Consider the following 23,150-nt stretch of genomic DNA (forward strand, 5'->3'; position numbering starts at 1 on the left):
GTGCGTTTACGGCCGAGATGGGGCGACGGTATCCGGGAAGCAAGAAGGCCCGACGCCCTCCACCGGGGAGGGCGCCGGGCTTCGTTCATCCCGGAACGGCTAGACGGTCAGGTGGCCGGCGCGCGCAGAAGACGCTCCTGGGTGGCCTCGGGCAGCACCCGGCGTAGGACCGGTGCGGTCGAGCTGAGGGACGCGGCGAAGGCGGCGACGAGATCGTGCGGCACGCCGGCGGCGAAAGAGGCCACCCACAGGTAGGGCCCGCCGAGCACGGGCTCGGACCATGCCTGCCATCCGGCCGGGCCCACCTCGTCAGCTTCAGTGACCAGGACGCGCGGGTCGCCGTCCTGGATGAGGGGCGGCACTTCGCCGAGGCTGATGTGTGAGGCGCCCGTCGGATCCATCGCCGCGGCCCGGAGCTGGTCGATGTCGCGGAGCCAGCCCTGGGCGGCGACGGCGTCCAGAACGTCCTCGGCTCCGGCCAGCGGCACGGTGGGCTGGTCGTGGGCGTCGAGGGCGAGGAGGAAGTCGGCAACGGCCTCGCCGGGGACGTCGCGGGTGAAGTAGGCCGACCAGCAGGCGTGGCTGTTCGCCTGGTCACGGGCGGAGATCTGCCAGGCGATCGGCAGTTCACCCAGGTGGAACGGCTCGTCGGCCAGGCACCACTGGGCCCAGCGCAGGTCGTCGGGGCTGATGTGCAGGACGGTGCTGCGCAGGACCTGACGGTCCTTCTCTGCCTCGTCCGGCTCGTGCCGTCCGCGGACGATCGTCAGGCTCGTCCAGCCCAGGCCCGCGAGAGCGTCGACGACGGCGTCGTACGGGCGCCCGTCGTCACCGGCCAGGTGGCGGGGGCCGACCCAGCACGCGGGTGGGGTCGACGGGTCGGGCTGAAGGTGGGAGTACAGGGGCGCCTCCAAAGGCTTGGTGCGTTTCTAGTTGCCGCCGGCGCGGCGGCGGGGACGGCGCGGGGGCGCCTGGACGGGGCCCTGCCACGTCAGCTCGATGGCGACTTCGGGCGGCAGGTGGCCGAGCTGTGCGTCCTCCTCGCGTCCTTCGGCGAGGTAGACGACGGTCCGGCCGGTCTCGTCGACCGATTGCAGGACCTGCGCCACGCGATGGGCCATAGGAAAGAAGGGGTTCATGGCCTGGCGCACCGGAGCACTTGGGTCGCAGGCTGCGAGCAGGTCGATGAGGTCGGCGACGGTCATTTCCGAAGACGTTACGAGCATCCTCCTTGGGGCGAGAGAACGAGGGAAGGGACAGCGGACGGCACTCTGTTCGGCCAGCGGCATGCGCGCGGGCAGCCCCCGCAGGTCAGAGGAGGCGAGAGGTCTCCAGTACACGGGCTACTGCTGCGGCAACGATGTCGGCCGGCGTCTCGACGTCGAAGGAGACCTGATAACCGGGCGTTCTGGCGGTGCCGGTGACCGCGATCTTCCATCCTTCGCGGTCCGTGCCGGGACGGCCGAGCGGGAACCAGCCGAGGTAGAAGCGGCCGTCCTTGCTGCTGACGTGTACGTCCGCGCGGTCATTGACGACCAGGTGGAAGTCCTCGGCGGAGAACTGGTCCATGACCAGGGTCGGCTGGCCGGGACCGAGCTGCCACTGCCGTAGTCGGAGCGTTTCGACGGTGGTGGAGAAACCGGGGCCCACAGGGGCTACGGTCACGGGCTATCACCTCTCTGACCTGGGGTTTCCTGCGAGGTCGTCTACGTTGACATGCTCTCGCGCACGTTGGCCAGTCCTTCCGCGATCTTTCCTGTCTGCCCCCGGCGAACTGCCCATCCTCCCCCTCGGGCCCGGAGACGGGTTCATGGCCGGTCGGCCCCGCCGGACCCTCGCCTCGGCTAGGTACCCAGCTCCGGTGGCGGCCAGAGGCCGTGCCAGAGTGAGCCGCATGATCCCTGCAGAAGTCCCCGACGCGCCTCCGCTGACGTACGCCGACAGCTTCGACGTACCGGTCCTGTTCCGCAGTGGACCTGCGAGGAAGCCCCGGCGGCAGTGGCGGACGGCCAAGCACACGGCGTGGACCGGATCGGACGGGTTCCCTGCCGCCGACGGCTGGTACGCGCCGACCACCACTTGGCGGGAAATCATCAAGGCAGCCACTGAAGTCGGCCGCGACGTCACCCCGCACCTGCAGAACCAGCCGCGCTATGCCCACGGGGAACTCGTCGCCCGAGTCTCCCCCTTGTACGCCTACCTCGGCGCGCACCCCGTGACGCCCCGGCACCCCGTGAACGGCGCGAAAGGGCGGCGCCTGACCTGGAACCCGGTGTACGCGCACGGCACCGAGCGCAGCGCCAAGGTCGCCGCCGGCTACCGGCTGGGCATGACGATGACCGAGTGGGCCTGCCGCTCCCTGCTGGGACTCGGCCAGACCGAGCACCTCGAACTCGGCGGCCCCGTCCCCGCCCTGCTCAAGACGTTCAAGGACCCTAAGAAGAAGCTGCCCGATCTGTGGGGACGCCACGAGACGGAGAAGCTGTACTGGCTCATCGAGGCCAAGGGCGGCGACGTGGGGCTCAAGAAGCTCCGAGAAGGGTGGGAGCAGCTCGCGGCCGGTAGCCAGGTGCTCGGCGCATATGCACACCGCACCGTGCTGGTCGGAGCATCCGTGAGGTTCGAAGACGACCTATTCCTCACGATCGACCACGAACTCCACCCCGGCCTGCCGCCGCTTGCCCCTGCCGAATCAAGTACCGGCGACGAGGCAGTGGGCCCGGCCAACTTGGAAGACCGTCTCGGGGACAGCGACGACGCCTCATCGGGGCCGCACGCGCCCAGATGCTGACCTACCTCACACTGCGCTCCGTCCCCGCCACACAGCTGCGCGCCGTACCCGTGGCCGCCGATCGCTCCTCCCGCCGCCGGCGCTCCGGGCTGACTACCTCCCTGGAAGACGACCCGTTCACTCTCGCCATGCGCGACGAGGCACGCGGAGAGGCGGCCGACACCGAACAGCACATCCTTCGCGCCGGACTCCACTCCAGAGGACTCGACGACTTCCTCAGCTGCCGCATCCCCGGCACGGAGGTCCACCTTGGCATGTCCCGAAGGCTGTTCGCCGCCTGCGAGCGCCTCCATGAGGAAGATCTCGCCATCGCCCGGCGCACCCCGGGACTGCGAGCCGAGGACCAGCCCCCCCCGTCGACCTGGAGCTCAGCGACGCGGCCCAGGAAGTGCAGCGCCTCACCCAGCGGCGCATCTTCCGCGAACAGCAGGAGGAAGCCCGCCCACGGCTGCGTCCCCTGCTTCGAGACGCCTACGAGCGCGGCACGACAAGCACCTGGAGTGATCTCCTCCGGCGCCCCCAGGAGCCGAGGATTGACCTGCGAGGAGACGAGAGCCTCCTTGAAGCGGCGACGCCAGAAACCTACGTCGCTGTCAGCCGATACGACCTACCCGCAGCGCGCGCCTAGCCGCGTCTCGAAACAACCGCGCCACCTCATCGGTAGCCAGCTGAAGAATGGGGCGGAAGTGCCACAGCGAACGACGAAGCCCCCGGACTCCAATCAGTGGGGTCCGGGGGCTCGAAGTCGTGGAGTTGGGAGAGGATCAGCTCTCGGTGGAGTCGTCGGTGTGGCTATCGGTGCGGCTGCGGCGTGCCAGGAGGAGGGTGCCTCCACCGGCTGCGATCAGCGCGGTCGCGCCGCCGATCAGCCGTGGAGTGGCGTCAGCTCCTGTGTGGGCGAGGGAGCCCGTAGGCGCCTTCGGCGTGGAGTCTGTCACCGGGGCCGCGGCGACGGACGAAGAGTCGGATTCCGGCGAAGAGTCGGCTTCCGGCGTGGGCTTGTCTGCGGCCGAGGGCGCCGTCCCGCCGTTGCCACTGCTCGGCTTGCCGGGGCTGGACGGGGAAGGGGTGGGCTTGTGCGTCGGCTTGTCTGAGGGGTCGGGCGTCGGGTCGGTGTGGGTTTTGGTGTTGGTGACGGTCACGGTGACCGGGGCGCCGGGGCCCGCGGTGAACGTCTTCGTCAGCTTGTGGAGGTCGTAACCGGCGGGCGCCTTGATCTCCTTGACCCAGAACTTCGTGCTGCGGCTGGACACGGGCAGCTCACCGGAGGCAGTGCCCTTGGCGCCCGTGGTCAGGGTGAGCAGCGGGGAGGTGCCGGTGCCGATGTTCACAGTCGCGCCGGGCAGGAGCTTGCCGGTCTTGTCGTCCTTGGCCTGCAGGAGGACCTTGGCGGCCTTGAACGGGTCGGTGATCGTCAGCCGCGTGGTCGCGCCCGGGGTGACGATGACGTCCTGGTCGGCGACGACCTCGTGGAGCGGGCTGCCGGTCGTCGTCTGCTTGAGCCGGTAGACCCCCGGTGCGAGGTCGGAGAAGGTCGCCTTCCCCTGAGCGTCAGTCTGTCCGCGTCCGGCTTCCTGGCCGGCGGAGTCGAGCAGCAGGAACGTGGCGGCGGGCAGGACATCTCCGGCTGCGTCCTTCGCGATGATCTCGACGCTGCCTGCGTCCGGAGCCGAGGTCTCGGTGGGAGTGGCAGAGGCCGCGGGGGTCGGTTCGGCGGGCTCGGCGCTGGCGGCCGGTGCCCAGGTCAGGGTGCCGGCCGCCGCGACGGCGACAGCAGCAGCGGATCGGATGAGGCGTGCGTGCACGAGGAAGAGGCTCCTAGGGGGGAATGAGGGCGGTCGTCGGATGTGCCAGGGCATCGAGGCGGACAGGAGCAGAGCTCAGCGGTTGCGCGAGCCGTTTCGGGCAACCGGCTCGGCCGGAGCGGGCTGCGCGGTGCGGCCCGTAGTTCGGCGGGGCTTGTTCGCGGGGCGGGAGCTGGGGAACCAGAAGGCGGTGTACTGCTCGATGGCGTCGCGCAGCCCGGTGGTGACGGCGCCGTCCCAGGGAGGACGTCCGGGTTGGTGGTGCCCCTCGAAGGTGGCGTACCGAGAGTCGCCTGGCCGGGTGCCGTGGGCTTCGTCGCGGCGGTGGAAGGTGCCGTGGTCGCGGAAGCTGAGGGCGACGGCGTCGATCTCGCTGCCATCGGGGTGGAGGACCGCCAGGCGCAGGCCGCCGTAGGTGCCGGCGTAGAGGGCGCCCTTGAAGTCGATGCGCAGCCGCAGGGGGCTCCCCGGGGTCGGGGCGCCGCAGTAGGTGTTGCCGACAACGGCGTGGTCGGCGAAGGGGAGGCAGAGCTCGGCGAAGAACTCGGGAGCCTGGAGGGACATGGTGGACTCCGCCGGGTGGGGCCGTGTCAGCGGCGGGGGCCGGGCAGGGCGGGTCGGCTGGTGGTGCTCCAGCGCGGGACGCTGGCCGCCGGCACCGCGGTCGGACGGCGAGCGGCGAGGGCCCGCTGGACGTCGAGCGGAGTCGGGCTCGGCAGGGAGGGCGGGAGGACGGGGGTGAGCTGGGCGCGGCTCTTGACGTAGCTGTGGGTCGCCTGCCGCCACCGCAGCAGCGGCGCGGGGTCGGCTACGGACTCGGTGACGGCGCGCAGGAGGGCGGCCGGGGTGTCGGTGCTGGCGGTCGCGTACCAGAAGGGCCGGTCGACGTTGGTGCCGGACCACAGGTGCCAGCGGGCGCTGCGTGAGTCCAGCTCGCTCTTCGCGTCGAGGGGGCCAACGGCGTACTCCAGGGTGGCGAGGCCGTCGGGTGAGGTGATGGCGAAGGTGTCCGGGCTGGGTCGGTCGAACTGCCAGCCGTGGGCGATGAGCGGGTCGACGGCGAGGAACGGGTCGCGCTCCGGGCTGTCGACGGCCGGGCGGGCGAGGTAGCGGTCCGGGCCATCGCGGTACGCGGTGGCGAGGGCGGTGGTGAAGGCGGTGACGAACTCCGTCGGTGCGTCGGCGTTGAAGCAGACGCCCCAGACCGGCGGGCCGAAGGCGTCGCGGTAGGCGTTGATGCGCCACAGGCCGTCGTCCTCGCCCTCGGGGAGGTAACCCAGGCGCACCCGGCCGTCGGGGGCCGTGAGGTAGGCGTTGCCGAGGTCGTCGTGATGCAGGTCCCACCCGAGGTCGCGCAGCGGGTCGAGGGCCGGGTCGCCGACCGTGGTCGAGCGGGCCAGGTGGCGGGGGAAGACGTAGACGTCGCCATCGAGGTCGTGCTGCGTGGCGGGCTGCGGGCTCATCGGTCCGCCTTCACGGCGACGGTGATCTCATCTGCGACGGCGCTGAGGCGTTCGTTGACCTGGGCGGGGGTGCTGCCGGTCACGATGTAGAACCCGGCGCGGGCGGTGAACAGGGTGCCGCCGTCCTGCGGGAGCAGGAGGCGGTCTCCGGGACGGCGCTGGAAGCACAGCCGGTCCAGCCACGGCGGGCGAGTGCCTACGTAGCCGAGGTGGGTGAGGGTGCCGGAAGTATGGGGGTAGATCATCCCGATGGCAGCGGCGCCTACGCGGCTGGCCGTGAGGTCGGGGGCTTGACCGCAGGCCAAGTCGGCGGCAGCGCGCGGAAGGTCGATTCCTGTGGTGAGGCGGACGAGGTGGCCGATCATGTCGCCGGCGAGTCGGCCGTTGACCTCGATCAGACGCGGTCGTCCGTCGACGAGACGCATCTCGATGTGGCTGACGCCGTTGGTCATCCCCAGTGCTCGGATCGCGGCCCGCGCGGCGGGAGTGACGATGCCGAGGAGTGGATCGGCAGCGTCGACACGGTGCGCGAGCTGTTCGAAGTGGGGTGGCGGGCTGATGGTCTTGCGGTTGACCGCGACCACCGTGGTCGTTCCGCGGTAGGTGACGCACTCGACGCTGATCTCGAAACCGTCGAGGAACTCCTCCACGAGCACCTGGTTGTTCTCTGCTGCCGGCTCGGCCGTCAGCTGCGCGACATGATGTGCGGCGGCGAGCTGCTCCGGGGTGTCCACGCGCTGTACGCCCATGGCGCCGGCGTGGGCAGCGGGCTTGATGACGACCGGGTAGCCGATCTGGGCGGCGGCGGCCTGGGCTTCTGGCAGGCTGCGCACGCTCAACGAAACGGCGGAAGGTACACCGTGACGGGCGAACAGGGAGCGTGCGGTTGCCTTGTTGCGGCACGCACGTGTCACCTCGACGGAGTTGGCGGGCAGTTCGAGGGCGCGGGCGAGACGGGCGGTCGGGACGAGGCACCACTCGTCCCAGGTCATGACTCCGGCCAGGTCGTGGCGCGCGGCCAGAGCCCGGCCCCCTGCCAGCAGGGCGGCAGGATCGTCGAGGTCCGCGACGACGTGGTCGATGATGTGCGCCTCCTCCCAGGAGGGTTCGGCGGCGGTGAGCAGCACGATGTCGTAGGCGTCAGCGACTTGCTCAAGACAGTAGCCGCGGTAATTCGCGTCTCCGGGAGCGACGACGAGTACGACGGGGCGGTCAGACAAGAAGGTGGTCTCCGTATCGGTGAGGGCAGGATCAGGAGGAGGGCTCTCAGGCCGCGCGGCGGCGACGCAGCTCGAACGCACCGGCCCAACGGGGATGGCCGTCGATCAACTTCCGGGCGTACAGCGCGGTGAAGTTGTTGTTCAGTCCGGCAACGCCGTGGGGGAGTTCGCGGCGGAGGTCCTCGAAGAGGTCTTTCATGCCGATGCGGGTGGCACCGGCCGCCAGACGGAGAGCGGCCATGCGTTCGAGCGCGTAGTAGACGTGCGGGTTGTGAGCATCGAAGGCGCGGAACTGGTCGGTGATGGTGTGCCCGGTCGTGCGGTGCGACCCGCGGACGGCGATAGGCATGGCGTTCTCCACAGACTGGGGCGCAGCAGGGTCAGGGGCGCAGGGCGGGGTCGCGGCGCAGGCGGGCGAAGGCGCAGAGCAGGCCGAGGGCCTGCAGGACGGCGCAGACGGTGATGACGTGGCCCAGAGCGTCGGGGGGCGTGAGGGCGGTGAGCAGGCCGGCGACGGGGAAGGGCAGCAGCAGGATGAGGATGGTTGCGGACAGCGTGCTGCCGAACTTCCCCGGGGGGATGAGGTGGGACCGCAGGGTGCGCAGGACGACCGCCAGACCGCCGTCGGCGGCCATGAGGATCGCGACCAGCACCAGGTAGGACAGGTAGTCGGGGGCCTGGGCGGCGGCGAGACAGGCCAACGAGGCGAGGACGGCGCAGACGGCGCCGACAGGCCACAGGCCCAGGCGGTCCAGTGCGAACCGGCAGATGGTGACGGCCAGGAGCGTGGCTGCTGCTGCGGCGGACCACACCAGGCCGACGGCAGTGGTGGACTGACCGAAATGCTTGACGACGATCACCGGACCGGCTGCCTGCAGAATGCCGATGGCCAGGTTGGACACGGTCAGACCGGTGACCAACCAGCCGAGCGCCGGCAGCGAGCGGATCGTGCGCCACCCTGTGAGGAGCCCGGCGCCCGGACGCCCCTTGTGGCGGTGCTCCGAGGCCGTGGGCGAGGGTGGGGTGCACAGGGCAAGCAGCGCGGCCATCAGCGAGAGCGCGGTGATCACCGCGAGCATGGGGGGCGGTCCGGCCAGCAGGAGCACCCCGGCGAGGGCCGGGCCGGCCAGGGTGGCTGTCTGGTCGATGCCGATCAGTACCGCTTGGACCCGGTGGGCTCGAGAGCCCGCCCGGCGGCCCGCGGCAGCGCCGGCGGTCTCGGCCGCGATGTAACTGAACTCGGTGAGCACGCCGGTTGTCACCGCCAGCGCCATCACGGTGACGCACGCCACGGGCCCCGAGGGGTGCAGCCACAGCAGGGTCGCGCCGGCGGCGAGGGCCACCGCGCGCCCCAGGGAGGCGAGGTGGAACACGATGGCCGCCCCGCGCCTGTCGACGATCGATCCTGCCCATCCGAAGGCCGCCAGCCGCGGCATCCACTCCAGGGCGAACGCGGCCCCCGTCAGCGCGGCGGAGTTCGTGGTGGCCAGAACCAGCAGCGGGATGCCGTAGGTGCACATCGCGAAAGCGAGGGCGTCGGCCGTGCGCGGCAGGTAGATGGTGCGCAGCAGCGAATCGGCGGGGCGCAGGTCCCGAGTATCTGCGACGTGGCTCACGCGACCGCCTCGTACGTTGACAAGCAGGTGAGCTGCGGGTTTTCGGCCAGCCACTGGAGCAGGAGAACCCGAACGTGGGCCGGGTCGGTCTCGGGCTCGGTGCCGGCCCAGCTCGCGGCGGAGGGGCGTGCCGGATCCTGTGCGCTCTCGCTGGAGATCTGGAGTGCCAGCAGTCCCAGGACGTGACGGACGCGGTGGGTGAACTCGCAGACCTCCGCCGGTGGGGTGTGGCGGCGGGACCAGCGCGCTGCTGCATCGTAGACGTCGGCCAGCTCCTGGCCGCGGTGGGTTAGTTCGAGGCCGGCGCCTGGCGCGGTGCGGACGAGACCGTAGCTGCGGGCCGTCTCGGTTGCGATCCGCAGTTGATGGGTGGAGAGGTCGGGGAGGGTGGCGGCCAGCCGCCTGGGCGGTATCGCTCCGTTGTCGTCGATCTCGGTGATCAGGCGGATCAAGGGGCGCGATGCCAGTACCTCGACCGCGGCGCGTATCTCGGCTGTGGTGAAGGAGGCGGTCATCGGCGCGGCCCCCCTGCCGGGAGGGCCGCCTTCGGGCCGGTGGTCGTGGCGTGGGAGAAGAGTTCACGGCTCTGCCAGGTGGCCGGAGCCACCTCCGGTGCCCGCGTCGGGAGGGGCGTCCCGGGGGCCGTCCGGGACAGGCTGCTGACCCATGGCTTGGGCGCCGGTCCGGCGTTCGGGGAACCCCAGACCGGGTGGGACGCCGCCTCGTGGAGGGGCTGTCCGGCGGCCCACGCGGACAAGGCGCTGAAGACGGGGCCCAGCCCGTCGCCGGACGCGGACAACCGGTAGGGCCGGCCCTTGCCCTCGGTGTTGACCAAGGCGTCGTCAACGAGCTGGCGCAGCGGCGGGTAGATGTTGGTCCAGTCGCTGTTGGGCATCACGAGCCGGGCCAGGGTGCGCCCGCTGACCTCCTGGTGGGTCTTGAGCACCCACAGGATTGCGGCGGCGTGGCGTCGGGTGAGGAGTGTGAGGCTGTCCTCGATGTGTTCGATCGCCATCAGCGAGTGATCCGCCTTCTCCAGGTGCTCCTCAGCCCAGGTGACGATCACCGGCAGGACCGGCAGCAGGGCGGTGCCGCGCTCGGTGTTCCCGTAGGTCACGTGTCGCGCACTGTGCTCGGTGCGCTCCACCAAGCCGGCGTCGCACAGCGCCTTCACCTTGGGGTGGAGCTGCCCGTCGTGGAGCCAGGACACCTTGGCGGCCAGATCGCTGTACCTCATGGGACGAGCGGAGAGTGCCAGCAGGATCCGCACGTTCCACCGCGGGGTGATCATGCCGAGGGCTTCGGTGACCCGGGCGATGTCGGTCGCGGTGTCAGGGGGCAGGGCGGTGATGGCCAAGACAAGAACTCCTGGGTCAGTAAGGGAATGCGCCGCCGGGTCAGCGGCTGGTTGCCGCGCTCGGCGTCGCACAGGGCAGAGCAGCTGCAGGGGCCGCAGCAGGCGGCGGAGGCGGCGCCGGGGCCGGGATGGGGGCGAGGCTGCGCAGGACGGCCGTCACCGACGTGGCCTGGACGTCGCGGACGGCAACGGCTTCGGCGAGCCGGCGCGCACCGTCCAGGAGGTGGGAGACCTCGTGTCGGCCGATTGGCCGCTCGGGATGGAGCAGCCGGGTGAGGTGCTCGCGGTAGAAGGCGATGCTGCGTTCGGCGCCGACGAGGTGCTCGTGCATGCCGAGGAGGGCGCAGAGCATGCCGGGCGGCTGGTCCTGGGCGTGGGCGCGGAGGTCGGCGAGCGGGGCGCCGTACAGGTCCTCGATCCGTCCGGCGATCTCGGTGGACGTGAGGTGGGTCAAGCAGGCTTTCCGGGTCGGGGCCCCCAGGCCGCCCCGGCACGCGGCGGTGCGGGGGCGGCCGAGGTGGGCAGGGTGACGGAGGCCCGGGGCTGTGTCGTACGCACAGGGCGGGCCTGCTCGCGGCACGGGGGCATGGTGCGCAGCAGTTCGCCGAGGGCGGCGCGGTAGCCGTCGCGGGCGTCCAGCGCCGCCTCCAGCCACTGGGCGTCGAAGCGGAGCTTGTACGCCGACAACTCGCCCATATCGCGGTCGGGGTTCATGTCCGCGTGCACGCGGTCACGGACCCGGGCGACCTGTTCCTCGGTCAGCGCGAGGAAGGAGCGCAGTTCCAGGGCGCGGGTGAGGGCGGGAGAGGCGTCGCGCGCGACAGCGGCCTCGTGGAGTTCGGGGACCGGGCTCCCGAAGACCTGCTGCAGGTCGATGTCCATGGTGCTGGCCTCGGCCGGGCTCATCGGCCCGGCCTTCCCGCTCGCACCGCCGAGGCGGGAGCGGGCGCCCCGCTGGGTTGGTGGGGAGCGCTGATCTGCACCGCCGGCCCGGTTCGGGGGCGTAGGCGGGCCAGCCGTTCGGCGGCCAGGTCCTTCTTCCCGGGTGCATCGGGATCGAGGAACCACTTCACGACCAGGGCCCGGCCGTCGCGAGTCGTGACGGCAGCGTTCACCCGATGGGCAAGGTCCATCGTCGGGTCGTCGACCTCGCTGGGCTGGGTCTGGAGCGCGGCAAGGAGGTCGTCCTCCGTTCGGTCGAGCACCGACTGGGCTTCGACGAGAAGACCATGCCACTTGACGACATCGGTGGCATCCGGATTGGCCGTCGGCGTGGCGGCTACTGCGGCCTTCAGCTGGTCCAGGTCCATACCGAAACGCGCTTCGATCCGTTCAGTGAGCATGCCCACGACATCTTCAGCGCCATCGGATATGCGCTCGGGCAAAGGGAAGCTCCAATTCTGGAGAGGCGGGCGTAGGACCGGGCGAGGAAATGGCGGGTCCCGGAGACTTGGGCGTTCGGGAACCGATGAGCCTGTCAGTCGAGGCACATTCGGACGTCGCGGTAGACGTACGTGCCGGAGACCCAGCCCTTGACGCCAGTGGTCTTGTCAGTGATGTAGAGCCAGTTGCCGCTCTTCTTGGCAACGCTGAACCTGTGGCTCTTGTAGAGCACGCCCTGGGCGGTGGACGAGGAGCTGGCCTTGGACCGAATGGTCACAGCGCTGGTGCGCACCTCGTACGGCAGCGGCGGCAGGTACTGACAGCTGACCGCGGGGGCGGCGGTCGCCGCCGTGGGTACGGCCGCCGCACTCGCGCTGGTGGCGGAAAGCGCCGGCAGGGCCAGCGTGCCGAGCAGAGCGGCCGACACAGCGATTCGGGTGGAGCGCATGCGGGAGGAACCTCCATGAGGCAAAAGGGGGTTGTCTGAAAGGGCGCTGCCGGTTGTCCCGGCGGCTGCATCAAGAATCCGGAGAATCGCCGGTTTGGCTAACCGGCGATCGTCGGCTATGTTGCGCCCGCCGTTGCCAGTTGCCGGCGTCAGAAGAGACGCCCGGGTGCGCGCACAGGCGGAGCCTTAGGCACAGCAGACGGACGCGCGGGCGTCGTTGACCGGCGGACGGGCGGCAGCGGACCGGCATTTCCAGCGAGGCGGTCTTCGCCCCATTGCAGGGCTTCACCGACAGAGGAGAATCCGCCCTCGCGCAGCGTGTAGGTCCACGCGCTGCTGTCGACCTCTTCGACCACCACGCGAAAAGGGCTGGGCGCGTGCTCGTCCATGGCCTGCAGCACGACGATGGTGACCATGTCCTCGGGATCGTCGCAGGTGTACGAGTAGCCCATCGCGTAGTGGTCGCCGTCGCCAGCCAGGCGCCGCTCCAGCGACCGGGTCGTCTCGTCGGCCGCAGGTGGGCCGAGGTCGGGGTTGAGGGTGATGGCATCGGGGCGGCATTCGCAGTGGATGAGCCAGGACTGCGCCAGGGCCGGCAGCGGCAGGACAGCGTGCTCGAAGGCGAACGTGCGCTGCTCCAGGTCCCGTCGAAGGTGCACGGCACGGTAGGCCGCGGTGCCGGGATGGTCGAAGGTAGCGGTTCGGTCGAAGAGGACGAAGTAGCTGTGCACGCCGTTCGCCGTGTGGTGTTCGGCGAGCGGCACCAGCATGTCGGCGTCGCCGACCTGCTGGTAGAAGTCGAGGAGGACGTCCTCATCGGCGTCGAGGTGATCCACCTCGAAGGCGACAGATTCGGGGTTGGACGCTCGGTCGGGCACCGGTTCGCTGGACGACAAGAGGGCCTTTCGCGGGGGTCAGCGGGTGTGCCGGGAGGCGGACGCGTGGGCAGGCCGGGGCAGACCCGGTAGCGGGCCGGGTGCCGGGCCGGGCCGGGGTACGGGCCCGCGGGTGGTCAGCTGGGGGGAGCGGGAGCGTGCCGCGTGAGTACGGGCGCTTACCGGCCGGCGGGTCATCCCCAGCCGGCGGCCGACCTCGTCGTAGACGTCGTTGCCGGCCCGCGGCCGGAGGGCCACCACGTAGATCTCCTTGTGGTGCACGGAGTCCGCAGGCGCCTGGCGGACGCCGTAGACGACGCGCCAGTCCTTACGCGCGTCGACGAACAGCTTCCGGTACCCCTCCAGGTCACCGTCCAGGCGCAGCCCGAAGCGTTGCGCGTTCACGACCTCCTGGAGGTAGACGAGGGTGATGTCGCGGATGTGGCTGGGGGCCTGGAGGAGGTCGGTCAACGCGCGAGGGTCGAAGCTCAGACCGAAGGCAGGCTCTCCTGCTCCCCCGCTCATGACGTCGGCTCGTCCGGCTCGGTGGTGCCGACGGCTTCGGCGGCGGACGCCGCCTCCGTGCGGATGGACGGCGGCGGGCCGGGCAGCAGGCGGTGCGCAGGCCGCTCGGGAGAGGTCATGCACGCCGACAGCGGGCCACCCGGCGCGCGGATGGCAGCGACCGCGTGGGTGAGGAAGTCCCGGTGCCACACGAACAGGCCGCTCAGCCCCGATTCGGGGTCCTTGTGCTGCTGGTAGGCGAGCCAGAGGGCGTGGAGCCAGGCCACGACGTCGTCGTGCGCCTGCCACTGCAGGCACCAGGGCGCCGCGGTGGTGACCTCCGCCCCGTAGACCGGAAGGAAGAAGTCGTCCACCCAGTCGCTGAGGGCATCGAGTTCGTCCTCGCGTTCCTCCCCGTCCAGCTCCAGGATCGGCCGGGGCTCCGGCGGAGCGTCGGGAGCCGGCCCACCGAAGCCCGGCATGCCGAACGCCGCGAACGGGGATTCACTCGGCGGTGGAGCGGAGGCGAGATGATCCAGCTGCTGGGCCTGTTGTGCCGACTGCTCCATGAGCCGCCGCACGCTCGCCTCGATTCCCTCCAGCTGAGGGTCCGGGACGCGGATCGGCTCCAATTGCCCGCCTGCTGCGGACTCTACGGATTCGGGCATGAAAGAGTACGGCCTCCTACGAGACGCGAAGTATTGGTGGGCGAAAGCAGCGGCGTACACGGGAATGGCGAAGTGCCGCTCACATCAACGGCCGTTCGGAATTCGACGGAGTGTGCCGTATACGGAGTCGGGTACGCCGTAGCCGCCTATACGGTGAGCACCATGTCGTCTTGGGTCAGGGTGGCGCGGATCGTCTCGGTGAGCCGGTCGGCCGCGATCGACGCATAGTGCTCGGTCTTCTCCACGCCGATGAAGTCGCGGCCCTCCAGCAGGGCGGCCACGCCGGTGGATCCGGAGCCGGCACAGAAGTCAAGGACGGTGCCTCCCTCAGGGCTGATCTTGACCAGCTCACGCATCACCTCCACCGGCTTCTGCGTGATGTGCTGCCGCTTCGCACCCGAGGGCTGCGACGCCGAATACAGGCCCGGTAGGTAGACCGGGTTGCGTGAGCCGTCGATCGGCCCCTTGGAGGCCCAGACGATGAACTCGCAGTTCTGCGTGAAGCGGCCCTTCTGCGGCCGTGCGGCGGGCTTGTGCCAGGCCAGCACCCCGCGCCACAGCCATCCGGCCGCCTGGATCGCGTCCGTCGTGGTCGGCAGCTGACGCCAGTCGGTGAACAGCAGACCCGTCCCGCCGGTCTTGGTCAGGCGGTGGGCTTCGGTCATGATCTGCGTCAGCCAGAAGCCGTAGCTGCGCTGGTCCATGTTCTCGCCGGTGAAATCGGGAAGTTCGTTCTTCGCGTCGGCGGAGGTGTACTTCTGCTTGGCGGAGCGGGTCGTGCGTTCCTTCGCGGTGCGCCCGCCAGAGTTGTACGGCGGGTCGGTGATGACGGAGTCGACGCATCCGTCCGGCATGCCGGCGAGGACAGCCAGAGCGTCGCCCTGGTGGAGGGAAAAAGGCAAAGAGGAACCCCAATTCGGGTGCGGAGTCACGGAAAGAGACTGCCGCCTCGCACAAGATTCCTTGCGGGCCGAGTTCGGGCATGCAGAAGCCCAGGGCCGCGGACCGAGGAGGGCGAGGGGAGTCCAAAAACTGTAGGGCCGAATTTGCCGACGACCAAGAAGTGCCCGTCGAGGGGTCGGATTCCGGCCCCCCGCGCTGACTTTTTGGTTAACCGCCGATCCGCACCTACTGTTTTTGAACCGCCCGGCGCACACCGCCGTTGGCTACTCCCGCCCCACCCAGCTCACCATCCGGGCCACGCGGAGCGAGCGGCAGCTCACCCCGCCGGCCCTGCCTCCGATCGCCCCGGCCCGCCGCGCCCTTCCACCACGCCCTGCGTACGCGACGTGCCGGACACCACCGAAGGACCTGCATGACTTCTCGTTACCCGCCCCTGCCCAACATCGCTGACCGGCGAGCGGTCCGCTCGGGTTGAAGGCCCTCGCCGCCGGCATCGGCGTCGTCTTCCTCTCCCCGATCCTCCTGGCCGGCACCGGCATGATGCTGGCCTCCTCCGCCAACGCTGTGCAAAGCAACGGCACCCTCAGCAACTGCCTGACGGACCTGGATTCCAGCGAGATCGCCGACCAGGTCTCCAAGCTCCTGGATGGCGCCTCCGGTGAGGACGTGCACATCGAGGGCCTGGACCTGCCCTCTGAACAGGTCCCCAACGCCCAGACCATCGTCGCCGCCGGCCTCTCCCTCGACGTCCCGAGGAAGGGGCAGATCATCGCGCTCGCCACGGCGATGCAGGAGAGCCGGCTGCGCAACCTGAACTACGGCGACCGCGACTCCCTCGGCCTCTTCCAGCAGCGCCCCTCCCAGGGCTGGGGCAGCGCCGAGCAGATCCGCGACCCCACCTACGCCTCCGAGCAGTTCTACATGCACCTGCTCAAGGTGAACGGATGGCAGCAGATGACCGTCACCCAGGCCGCCCAAGCCGTCCAGCGATCCGGCCTGCCGGACGCATACGCGCAGTGGGAGGACCTGGCTACCGCACTGCAGTCCGCCATCGTCAAACCCTTCCCGGGCGGTGACGCGGAGGGCGCGGACACCGACGAGGACAAGGAGCCCTCGACCTCGACCGGCTGCACGCCGGGCCAGGACGGTTCCGGGTTCGGCCGCATCCCCGAGGGCAGCGTCCCGAAGGGCTACACCATCCCCAAGGACGCCGACCCGAAGGCCCGCAAGGCCATCGCCTGGGCGATGCAGCAGCTCGGAACGCTCTACCAGTGGGGCGGCTCCTGCACGAACGCCCACGGCCCCGACCCCATGGCCCGGTGCGACTGCAGCTCCCTGATGCAGCAGGCATACGCCCACGCCGGCATCCAGCTCACCCGCACCACGTACACGCAGGTCGGCGAGGGCAAGGCGGTCTCGCCGTCGAAGCTGCAGCCCGGTGACCTGATCTTCAGCCGCGGCAATGCCGCGCGACCCGAGCACGTCGGCATGTACATGGGCGAGGGTCTGGTCATCGAGGCGCCCCACACCACCAAGCCGGTCCGAATCACGCCGATCAAGGACTGGACGATCCTCGCCGTCCGCCGCGTCCTCTGACGCCGCCGCCCGCCCGCTGCGATCTGGCGAGGCCACCTCGCGGCCCCGTTCCGCGTCCCTCCGCTTCCCCATTCACCGGCCCTCGCCCGGCCCGCGTACGCAAGGAGCCTCCTCACCCCTATGCATGTCCCCCTCGCCGACCGCGCCATACAGCTCGCCTACGACCCCGGTATCACGCCTAAGGGCGGCGGCCTTCCCGGCCTGAGCGTGCTGAAGACCGTCGTCAGCTCGATCAACCTCTTCGGCATCGTGGCCGTCGTCGGTGCCCTCGCCGTCTCCCTCGGTGTGTGGGCCTGGGGCCACCACACCGGCGGCCACCAGGCCGAGGCCAACGGCAAGAAGGGCGCCATGGTTTCCGCCGGCGCCGCCCTCGGTCTGGGGGCCGCCAACGGCTTGGTCGCCTTCTTCTCCAACCTCGGATCGCAGATCCACTGATGAAGAACCGACTCCGACTCCCCTCCCTCTCCTCCTTCGGCACCAGCTGGTCCGCCAAGGGACGCGTCGCGGTCCTCGCCGCGGCCGTCGTCGCGCTGCTGCTCCTCGCCGGCGTCGTCGCCGTCGTGAGCGGCAAGGGGGACGACCACCGGGCTCCGCAAACCGCCGCGCCCGCCCCGGCCAGCAGCCCGTCCGCGAGCGAGACCGCGCCCGAGCCCTCCACAGGATCCGGGTCGGTGCCTAAGCCGCCGCAGATCGCCGAGCCGGTGGCCTATGCCCGAGCGGCTGCCCAGATGCTGTGGTCCTACGACACCCGCGACACCAGCCGCGACCAGCAGCTCGCCGGCATGCGCGCCTGGATAACCGCCGAGTCCACGTACGCCGATTGGGCTTCGGTCTCCGGGCAGGTCCCCGATCCGGTGCTGTGGTCGCGGATGGCCGACCAGGACCAGCACGCCACCGCCAGCGTGACCGAGGGCCACTACCCCTCCGCCTTCAAACAGGCCCTGGCTGACGATCCGTCCGCGATTACCGAGGCGTACATCTACGTCGTCACCGTCAACGGCAAGCAGCAGATCGCCTGGAAGAAGGGCGGCGGCGGAGCCGAGGAGCGGGCCGTGACCCTCGCGGTGCAGTGCCGCCCTAACCAGGACTGCAGCCTGGCCGCCATCGCACCGAACGTCACGCAGTGACCCGCACCTGACCGACACGAAAGGAGGAGCAGCGCCCCATGGGTTTCTGTGACTTCCCCCTGGCCGACAAGCTGTGCGCTGTCGGCGACGCGGTGGACTTCGCCACCGATCCCGGCAAGGCCATCGGCGACTGGATGGCGAAGTCCGCTGGCGAACTGGCCGCCGCCGCGGCCGATCTCGCCACCGAGGCGGTCAACACCACCGCTAAGGTCGACCTGAACGCCTCTTGGTTCGTCGAAAACTATGAGTTGCTGCTGCCCCTGGGCCTGGTCCTTCTGGTCGCGACCTTCTCCGCACAGCTGGTCCGCGCCGCCGTCCGGCGCGACGGACAGGCCCTCACCCAAGCCTTCACCGGCACCATGTCGGGCGTCCTGTTCGCCTTCTGTGCCATCTCCCTGACCACGGTCGCCATCGAAGTCGTCGACGCCATCAGCGACGGACTGTTCAAGGCCGCCCACCTGGACATCGAGTCCGCTGTGCGCCGCATCGTCAAGGTCAACCAGATCGCAGTGCTCTCCGGTCTGGGCTGGCTCGTGCCCGTCGTCGCCGGCCTGGGCGCCGCCATCGGCGCCTTCCTGTACTGGTGCGTGATGATGGTCCGCAAGGTCGGCATCCTCGTCATGGTCACCCTTGCCGTCTTGGCGTCCGCCGGCGGCGGCTGGGAAGTCGCCCGGCGCTGGCGCAAGGGCTGGATTGAAGCCACCGCTACCCTCGTGGTCTCCAAGCTCCTGATGACCGTGATCTTCGTCCTCGGCATCGCCGCCATGGGCAAGACCGAGGCCAAGGACGGCATCGCCGCCCTCGCCGACGTCACATCCGGCATCGTGATCATGGTGCTCGTGCTGCTGTGCCCGTACGCGGTGTTCAAGTTCGTGCACTGGGCGGCGGACGGCACAGACGGGGAGTCCATCCACCGGGCCGGAGGCGCCGGAGCACAGATCGCGAAGGCGCACGCCGAGAAGGCCGCCCGCAAGGCCGCCGCAGCTGCGGCCACCGCCGGAACCGGTGGCGCCGCAGCCGGAGCGGGCGCCGCCCCGCAGGGTCCCGACGCCGGCGGCGGTTTCCCCGGCGACGTCGCCGCCAACCCGACCAGCGGGGGTGGCGAAGCAGTCAAGGACGGACCGCAGGGCGGCGGAACAGGCTCCTCATCTGGCGGCGACGGCATCAAGTTCGGTCTGGAGAAGGCCGTCCAGCCCGCGCCGGCCAGCGTGTCCGACGACACCAGCGGCCAAGTGGGCGGCAGCCCGAGACTCGGCGGAGCCGGGGCGAACGCCGCCTCCGGACAGCTCGGCGGGTGGCAGTCCGCTCCGCCGACCACCACCCCGCCCCCGCAGGGCGCGGCGCCGCCCTCCGGCGCGCACAACGCCTCCACCAGCAGGACCAGCGGCCCGCCGCCGCCCCCGGCCGGCCCCTGATTCCCTGCCCGATCACCGAGGGCGGGACGCGCATTGGCGCTTCCCGCCCCCGGGTTCCACCCGAGTCTCCAGGACGCGCCCCTTGACTGATCTGTCCATCGCGCCGGTCACGGTGAAGTTCCCCCATCGCTCCCGCCGCGGCATCCTCCTCGGCCTTTCACTGCCCCAACTCCTGCTCGTCTCGGCCACGCTGGCAATGCTGCTGCTGACCGTCATCTCCACCGGGCTGCTCGGCGCCCTCGCTCTCACCCCGCTGTGGGCCGCCACCGGCGCGCTCGTCGCGATCCGCCGGCACGGCCGCTCCCTGATCGACTGGGCACCGATCGTCACCCGCTACACCCATCGCCGCCGAACCGGCCAGACGCTCTGGCTCGCCCGGCCCGTCACCCGGCCCCGGCAGGACGGCATCCTGCACCTGCCCGGCACCACCGCCTCCCTCAAGGTGGTCACCCCCGGCGACTCTTCCAACCGGGCCGCGGCCGTCCACGACCCGCACCAGCAGACCCTGACCGCCATCGCCCACGTCAGCTCCCGCGCCTTCGCCCTCCTCGACCCCGCCACGCAGAACCACAACGTCGCAAGCTGGGGCCGCGCGCTGGCGGGTATCACCCGCACCGGGCACATCGCCACCGTGCAGGTGTTGGAACGCACCGTCCCCGACAGCGGCGACACCCTCACCCGCCACTGGACCCACCACGGCCAGCCACAGACCCCCGTCGCCGGACAGATCTACTCCGAACTGGTCGCCTCCGCCGGTCCCGCCGCAGCCCCGCACGAGACCTACCTCGCCATCTCCCTGGACCTCAAGGCCGCCCGGCGTCTAATCAGCCAGGCCGGCGGAGGGCTGCCCGGCGCGTTCACCGTCATGGAGCAGACCACCGCCTCCATCGCCCAGGCCGCCCGCAACGCCGGCCTCCAGGTCACCGGCTGGCTGACCGCGCGTGAGATCGCCGCCGTCATCCGCACCGCCTACGACCCGAACGCGCTCGCAGCCCTCCAGCAGTGGTCCGAGACCGGCCGCGCCGAGGCCGACCCCGCAGCCGCCGGACCCGTCGTCCAGGTCGAGGAGTACGACCGCCTGGCCACCGACAGCGCCCGGCACGCGACGTACTGGGTGGAGAACTGGCCCCGCACCGAGATGGGCGCCGGCTTCCTGCACGGCATCATGTTCACCGCCGGCGTGCGCCGCACCCTCTCCCTGATCTACGTGCCGCAGGCCCTGGAGTCCGCGCTGCGCGACGTCCAGCGGCGGAAGGCCGCGATCATCGCCGACGCCAACGAACGCTCCCGCCGCGGCCAGGTCGACAGCGAGGAAGACTCCGTCGAATACGCCGACGTCAAACAGCGTGAGCGCCAGCTCATCGCCGGCCACGCCGACGTGGCCCTGACCGGTCTGGTCACCGTCACCGCCGATTCCGACGCCCTCCTGGACGCCGCCTGCGCACAGATCGAAACCCACGCCGTCACCTCCGGCGTCGACCTCCGCAGGCTCAACTACCAGCAACCCGAAGCCTTCACCCTCAGCGCCCTGCCCCTCGCCCGCACCGCCCTGTGAACCCCCCTCCTGTTCACCGGCCGGCGCCCCGGCCCACAGCCCTCGCTCATCCGCGATACGACCACCCGTCGCCGCCCCTGCCGCCCGACAGGAAGGACCACCACTTTTGACCTCCCCCGCACCCCCGGAGGACGCGCACCCCTACCTGCGCGCCGCAAGCGCCGGAGTCCGCCACCACACCCGCGCCCTCCGCCCGCCGGACGCCCTACTGCCTCGGCCGGCCGATCGGCAGCACCTGGACGTACTTCACGGCCACCTCACCGCCCTGCTCCACCTTCTGGACCGTCTCGCCGAGGGCACCCGACCGCCCCACCCGGCCGCCGGCAGACTCCTGGCCACCGCGCACACCCGCCTCTGGCAGGCCACCAGCGACGTCCACAATGCCTTCCACCTGCTGCCTGCCGGCACCGCGGCGGACGCCGAGACCAGCGCATGCCGCCCCGACCGGCTGCCCGAAGGCCCGCCGGTGCTGACGATCTGCCAGCGCCACCTGGCCGCCGGACACGTCGTGCGCCGCAAGACCACTCCCAGCGACCTCCGCCCGCACACCACCGCCTGCGTGCGATGAGCACCACCCGCAGAATTGAGGGCCCTCGATGAGCCACCGGCCCGCCCGCCGCGCCTCCGCCTCCCCGCTGTTCACCCCGCACGGCGTCGACCGTGCCAGCCGCAAGGCCGCCCGCCGCCAGCTCGCCGAAGCCGCCGCCAAGGCCCGCGCCGAAGCCGGCACCCGCCCCGACGCGGTCACGAGCGACGAGCACGAGATGCCCGCCGCGCTCCACCCGGCCGGCGGACGCCCCGGCCCTGCCTCCGCCCGCGGGAACCGGCTCAAGCTCCCCGCTCACCGCATGACCACCGCCGTCGCCGCCGGCGCGTACCCCTTCCTCGCCGAAGGCGGCCTCGGCGCCGAGGGTATCTACATCGGACGCGACGTCCACGCCGAGGCATCCTTCGTCTTCGACCCCTTCGCCCTGTACGGCAAGGTCGAGGGCTTCACCAACCCCAACCTTCTGCTCGCCGGCGTCATCGGCCAGGGCAAGAGCGCACTCGCCAAGTCCTTCGCGCTGCGCTCGATCGCCTTCGGCTATCGCGTCTACGTCCCCTGCGACCCCAAGGGAGAATGGACGCCGGTGGCCCAGGCCCTCGGCGGCCGGTCCGTCGCTCTCGGGCCGGGCCTGCCCGGACGGCTGAACCCGCTGGATGCAGCCCCCCGACCGGCGAGCGTCTCCGAAGCGGACTGGGCCGGCGAGATCCGCAAGCGGCGCCTGCTCCTGCTCGGCTCCCTGGCCCGCAGCGTCCTGGGCCGGGACCTGCTGCCCATGGAACACACCGCCCTCGACGTCGCCCTCGACGCCGTTGTCACCCACGCCGAAGCCAGCGGCCGCACCCCGCTCCTCGGCGACATCGCCGCCACCCTCAACAACCCCGCAGCCCTCGACGAGGCCGCCGGGATGATGTCGGGACGGCTCGGCGAGGCCGCCCGCGACCTCGCCCACGCCATGCGCCGCCTCGTCTTTGGCGACCTGGCGGGCATGTTCGACGCGCCCTCCACCGTCGACTTCGACCCCAGCGCGCCGATGCTCTCCATCGACCTCTCCCGCCTCGGCGGCTCCGGCGACGACACCGCGCTGGTCCTGGCGATGACCTGCGCCTCCGCCTGGATGGAGTCCGCCCTGTCCGACCCCGACGGCGGCAGGCGCTGGATCGTCTACGACGAAGCCTGGCGCCTGATGCGCCACGTCGGCCTGCTCCAGCGTATGCAGGCCCAATGGAAGCTCTCCCGGGGCCTGGGCATCGCGAACCTGATGGTAATCCACCGGCTGTCCGACCTGCTCACCGCCGGGGACGCCGGATCACAGGGACGCGCCCTGGCCGAGGGCCTCCTCGCCGACTGCTCCACCCGGATCATCTACCGCCAGGAGACCGACCAACTCAACGCCGCCGCCACCCTCCTCGGCCTGACCTCCGTCGAAATCGACGCCATAGCCCACCTCAACCGGGGGCGCGGTCTGTGGAAAGTTGCAGGTCGGAGCTTCATCGTGCAGCACCTGCTGCACGGCCACGAATTGGCACTCTTCGACACCGATGCCCGTATGCATTGAATCTCCCGCGAGTTCACGGATCCGGCGTCTAGCGCCCTCTGACCTTTGAACGGAGCTGCCCTGATCAGCATTACACCCGCTTACCGCGACGACCGGCGGGTCCGCGCTACAGCCCAGCACCAGCCCAGCCCCGGCCGGTGGCATCCGGTCCTGCGGACGAGCCTCGTGTGCGGACCTCGCCAAGGGCAGATGGCGGACGATGGCCCGAGGCGTCGTCCGTTCGGTTCACCGAACCGGCACTTGCATCAGGGACCCAGCCGAGGCTTCAGGATTCCCGACAGAACCACGGATTCCTCCATCCCGTCGTATGCCCCCGCTGCGC

The 23,150-nt window shown here is 70.7% G+C and carries 27 protein-coding genes; 8 read left to right on the forward strand and 19 right to left on the reverse strand.

The window, feature by feature from the left end:
• Positions 1–107: 107 nt before the first annotated feature.
• The 3 genes from ACFWN1_RS05250 to ACFWN1_RS05260 all read right to left on the reverse strand — a co-directional run bounded on the left by ACFWN1_RS05250 (position 108) and on the right by ACFWN1_RS05260 (position 1,665).
• Complete coding sequence (locus ACFWN1_RS05250) at positions 108–914, reverse strand: DUF317 domain-containing protein (RefSeq protein WP_384358375.1); 807 nt, start codon at positions 912–914, stop codon at positions 108–110.
• Positions 915–929: 15 nt separating this feature from the next.
• On the reverse strand, positions 930–1,205 hold the full coding sequence (locus tag ACFWN1_RS05255) for a hypothetical protein (RefSeq protein ID WP_384358377.1): 276 nt from the start codon (positions 1,203–1,205) through the stop codon (positions 930–932).
• Between the two features lie 106 nt (positions 1,206–1,311).
• On the reverse strand, positions 1,312–1,665 hold the full coding sequence (locus ACFWN1_RS05260) for a DUF317 domain-containing protein (protein WP_384358379.1): 354 nt from the start codon (positions 1,663–1,665) through the stop codon (positions 1,312–1,314).
• 229 nt (positions 1,666–1,894) lie between these two features.
• Between ACFWN1_RS05260 and ACFWN1_RS05265 the strand changes: the two genes are divergently transcribed.
• Positions 1,895–2,791, forward strand: a complete 897-nt coding sequence (locus ACFWN1_RS05265; protein WP_384358381.1) for a hypothetical protein — start codon at positions 1,895–1,897, stop codon at positions 2,789–2,791.
• Between the two features lie 764 nt (positions 2,792–3,555).
• Here ACFWN1_RS05265 and ACFWN1_RS05270 read toward each other — a convergent pair.
• From ACFWN1_RS05270 to ACFWN1_RS05345, 16 genes are all read right to left on the reverse strand, one after another.
• Positions 3,556–4,596 carry a SpaA isopeptide-forming pilin-related protein gene (locus ACFWN1_RS05270; RefSeq protein ID WP_384358383.1) on the reverse strand — a complete coding sequence of 347 codons (1,041 nt, stop codon included), beginning with the start codon at positions 4,594–4,596 and terminating at the stop codon, positions 3,556–3,558.
• A gap of 75 nt (positions 4,597–4,671) precedes the next feature.
• The gene (locus ACFWN1_RS05275; protein WP_384358385.1) at positions 4,672–5,160 is read right to left on the reverse strand and encodes a hypothetical protein; all 489 of its coding nucleotides are present in this window, start codon (positions 5,158–5,160) and stop codon (positions 4,672–4,674) included.
• A 26-nt stretch (positions 5,161–5,186) separates the two neighbouring features.
• Positions 5,187–6,059 (reverse strand): DUF317 domain-containing protein, encoded by an 873-nt coding sequence (locus tag ACFWN1_RS05280; protein WP_384358387.1) that lies wholly within the window; start codon positions 6,057–6,059, stop codon positions 5,187–5,189.
• On the reverse strand, positions 6,056–7,279 hold the full coding sequence (locus ACFWN1_RS05285; protein WP_384358389.1) for an ATP-grasp domain-containing protein: 1,224 nt from the start codon (positions 7,277–7,279) through the stop codon (positions 6,056–6,058). Before ACFWN1_RS05285 ends, ACFWN1_RS05280 begins: the two co-directional genes overlap by 4 nt.
• A gap of 46 nt (positions 7,280–7,325) precedes the next feature.
• The gene (locus ACFWN1_RS05290) at positions 7,326–7,628 is read right to left on the reverse strand and encodes a hypothetical protein (protein WP_384358391.1); all 303 of its coding nucleotides are present in this window, start codon (positions 7,626–7,628) and stop codon (positions 7,326–7,328) included.
• Positions 7,629–7,659: 31 nt separating this feature from the next.
• On the reverse strand, positions 7,660–8,895 hold the full coding sequence (locus ACFWN1_RS05295; RefSeq protein ID WP_384358393.1) for an MFS transporter: 1,236 nt from the start codon (positions 8,893–8,895) through the stop codon (positions 7,660–7,662).
• Complete coding sequence (locus tag ACFWN1_RS05300; protein WP_384358395.1) at positions 8,892–9,410, reverse strand: regulator; 519 nt, start codon at positions 9,408–9,410, stop codon at positions 8,892–8,894. Before ACFWN1_RS05300 ends, ACFWN1_RS05295 begins: the two co-directional genes overlap by 4 nt.
• A complete protein-coding gene (locus ACFWN1_RS05305) occupies positions 9,407–10,252 on the reverse strand; it encodes a winged helix-turn-helix transcriptional regulator (RefSeq protein WP_384358397.1) in 846 nt (281 codons plus the stop codon). Before ACFWN1_RS05305 ends, ACFWN1_RS05300 begins: the two co-directional genes overlap by 4 nt.
• Positions 10,253–10,292: 40 nt before the next feature.
• Positions 10,293–10,706, reverse strand: a complete 414-nt coding sequence (locus tag ACFWN1_RS05310; RefSeq protein ID WP_384358399.1) for a hypothetical protein — start codon at positions 10,704–10,706, stop codon at positions 10,293–10,295.
• A complete protein-coding gene (locus tag ACFWN1_RS05315; RefSeq protein WP_384358401.1) occupies positions 10,703–11,158 on the reverse strand; it encodes a hypothetical protein in 456 nt (151 codons plus the stop codon). Before ACFWN1_RS05315 ends, ACFWN1_RS05310 begins: the two co-directional genes overlap by 4 nt.
• Positions 11,155–11,637, reverse strand: coding sequence for a hypothetical protein (locus ACFWN1_RS05320; protein WP_384358403.1), 483 nt, complete (start codon positions 11,635–11,637; stop codon positions 11,155–11,157). The genes ACFWN1_RS05315 and ACFWN1_RS05320 overlap by 4 nt, the downstream gene beginning before the upstream one ends.
• Positions 11,638–11,729: 92 nt before the next feature.
• A complete protein-coding gene (locus ACFWN1_RS05325) occupies positions 11,730–12,083 on the reverse strand; it encodes an SH3 domain-containing protein (RefSeq protein ID WP_384358405.1) in 354 nt (117 codons plus the stop codon).
• 149 nt (positions 12,084–12,232) lie between these two features.
• The gene (locus tag ACFWN1_RS05330; RefSeq protein WP_384358407.1) at positions 12,233–12,979 is read right to left on the reverse strand and encodes a hypothetical protein; all 747 of its coding nucleotides are present in this window, start codon (positions 12,977–12,979) and stop codon (positions 12,233–12,235) included.
• 18 nt (positions 12,980–12,997) lie between these two features.
• Entirely contained in the window at positions 12,998–13,483 is a 486-nt protein-coding gene (locus ACFWN1_RS05335; RefSeq protein ID WP_384358409.1) for a hypothetical protein, read from the reverse strand.
• Positions 13,480–14,031, reverse strand: coding sequence for a DUF4913 domain-containing protein (locus ACFWN1_RS05340; protein WP_384358490.1), 552 nt, complete (start codon positions 14,029–14,031; stop codon positions 13,480–13,482). Before ACFWN1_RS05340 ends, ACFWN1_RS05335 begins: the two co-directional genes overlap by 4 nt.
• A 245-nt stretch (positions 14,032–14,276) precedes the next feature.
• Positions 14,277–15,032: a site-specific DNA-methyltransferase gene (locus ACFWN1_RS05345; protein ID WP_359911870.1), complete on the reverse strand. Its 756-nt coding sequence runs from the start codon at positions 15,030–15,032 to the stop codon at positions 14,277–14,279.
• 472 nt (positions 15,033–15,504) lie between these two features.
• On the opposite strand from ACFWN1_RS05345, the gene ACFWN1_RS05350 reads away from it, so the two are divergent.
• The 7 genes from ACFWN1_RS05350 to ACFWN1_RS05380 all read left to right on the forward strand — a co-directional run bounded on the left by ACFWN1_RS05350 (position 15,505) and on the right by ACFWN1_RS05380 (position 22,828).
• Positions 15,505–16,629, forward strand: coding sequence for a C40 family peptidase (locus ACFWN1_RS05350; RefSeq protein ID WP_384358411.1), 1,125 nt, complete (start codon positions 15,505–15,507; stop codon positions 16,627–16,629).
• Positions 16,630–16,749: 120 nt separating this feature from the next.
• Positions 16,750–17,064: a DUF6112 family protein gene (locus ACFWN1_RS05355; RefSeq protein ID WP_384358413.1), complete on the forward strand. Its 315-nt coding sequence runs from the start codon at positions 16,750–16,752 to the stop codon at positions 17,062–17,064.
• A complete protein-coding gene (locus ACFWN1_RS05360) occupies positions 17,064–17,756 on the forward strand; it encodes a hypothetical protein (RefSeq protein WP_384358415.1) in 693 nt (230 codons plus the stop codon). Before ACFWN1_RS05355 ends, ACFWN1_RS05360 begins: the two co-directional genes overlap by 1 nt.
• 38 nt (positions 17,757–17,794) lie before the next feature.
• Positions 17,795–19,171: an ATP-binding protein gene (locus ACFWN1_RS05365; protein ID WP_384358417.1), complete on the forward strand. Its 1,377-nt coding sequence runs from the start codon at positions 17,795–17,797 to the stop codon at positions 19,169–19,171.
• 82 nt (positions 19,172–19,253) lie between these two features.
• Complete coding sequence (locus tag ACFWN1_RS05370; RefSeq protein ID WP_384358419.1) at positions 19,254–20,726, forward strand: SCO6880 family protein; 1,473 nt, start codon at positions 19,254–19,256, stop codon at positions 20,724–20,726.
• A gap of 106 nt (positions 20,727–20,832) precedes the next feature.
• The gene (locus tag ACFWN1_RS05375) at positions 20,833–21,294 is read left to right on the forward strand and encodes a DUF6238 family protein (RefSeq protein WP_384358421.1); all 462 of its coding nucleotides are present in this window, start codon (positions 20,833–20,835) and stop codon (positions 21,292–21,294) included.
• 28 nt (positions 21,295–21,322) lie between these two features.
• The gene (locus ACFWN1_RS05380) at positions 21,323–22,828 is read left to right on the forward strand and encodes a VirB4 family type IV secretion system protein (protein ID WP_384358423.1); all 1,506 of its coding nucleotides are present in this window, start codon (positions 21,323–21,325) and stop codon (positions 22,826–22,828) included.
• Positions 22,829–23,150: the final 322 nt, after the last annotated feature.

The sequence above is a fragment of the Streptomyces sp. NPDC058459 genome (assembly GCF_042721685.1).
GTDB lineage: Bacteria > Actinomycetota > Actinomycetes > Streptomycetales > Streptomycetaceae > Streptomyces.

Bases quoted from the DNA above. Each gene is read 5' to 3' on its own strand.
- ACFWN1_RS05255 (WP_384358377.1), bottom strand. From the start codon at position 1,205: ATGACCGTCGCCGACCTCATCGACCTGCTCGCAGCCTGCGACCCAAGT.
- ACFWN1_RS05265 (WP_384358381.1), top strand. From the start codon at position 1,895: ATGATCCCTGCAGAAGTCCCCGACGCGCCTCCGCTGACGTACGCCGAC.
- ACFWN1_RS05275 (WP_384358385.1), bottom strand. From the start codon at position 5,160: ATGTCCCTCCAGGCTCCCGAGTTCTTCGCCGAGCTCTGCCTCCCCTTC.
- ACFWN1_RS05280 (WP_384358387.1), bottom strand. From the start codon at position 6,059: ATGAGCCCGCAGCCCGCCACGCAGCACGACCTCGATGGCGACGTCTAC.
- ACFWN1_RS05290 (WP_384358391.1), bottom strand. From the start codon at position 7,628: ATGCCTATCGCCGTCCGCGGGTCGCACCGCACGACCGGGCACACCATC.
- ACFWN1_RS05300 (WP_384358395.1), bottom strand. From the start codon at position 9,410: ATGACCGCCTCCTTCACCACAGCCGAGATACGCGCCGCGGTCGAGGTA.
- ACFWN1_RS05315 (WP_384358401.1), bottom strand. From the start codon at position 11,158: ATGAGCCCGGCCGAGGCCAGCACCATGGACATCGACCTGCAGCAGGTC.
- ACFWN1_RS05325 (WP_384358405.1), bottom strand. From the start codon at position 12,083: ATGCGCTCCACCCGAATCGCTGTGTCGGCCGCTCTGCTCGGCACGCTG.
- ACFWN1_RS05335 (WP_384358409.1), bottom strand. From the start codon at position 13,483: ATGAGCGGGGGAGCAGGAGAGCCTGCCTTCGGTCTGAGCTTCGACCCT.
- ACFWN1_RS05340 (WP_384358490.1), bottom strand. From the start codon at position 14,031: ATGGAGCAGTCGGCACAACAGGCCCAGCAGCTGGATCATCTCGCCTCC.
- ACFWN1_RS05355 (WP_384358413.1), top strand. From the start codon at position 16,750: ATGCATGTCCCCCTCGCCGACCGCGCCATACAGCTCGCCTACGACCCC.
- ACFWN1_RS05360 (WP_384358415.1), top strand. From the start codon at position 17,064: ATGAAGAACCGACTCCGACTCCCCTCCCTCTCCTCCTTCGGCACCAGC.
- ACFWN1_RS05365 (WP_384358417.1), top strand. From the start codon at position 17,795: ATGGGTTTCTGTGACTTCCCCCTGGCCGACAAGCTGTGCGCTGTCGGC.
- ACFWN1_RS05380 (WP_384358423.1), top strand. From the start codon at position 21,323: ATGAGCCACCGGCCCGCCCGCCGCGCCTCCGCCTCCCCGCTGTTCACC.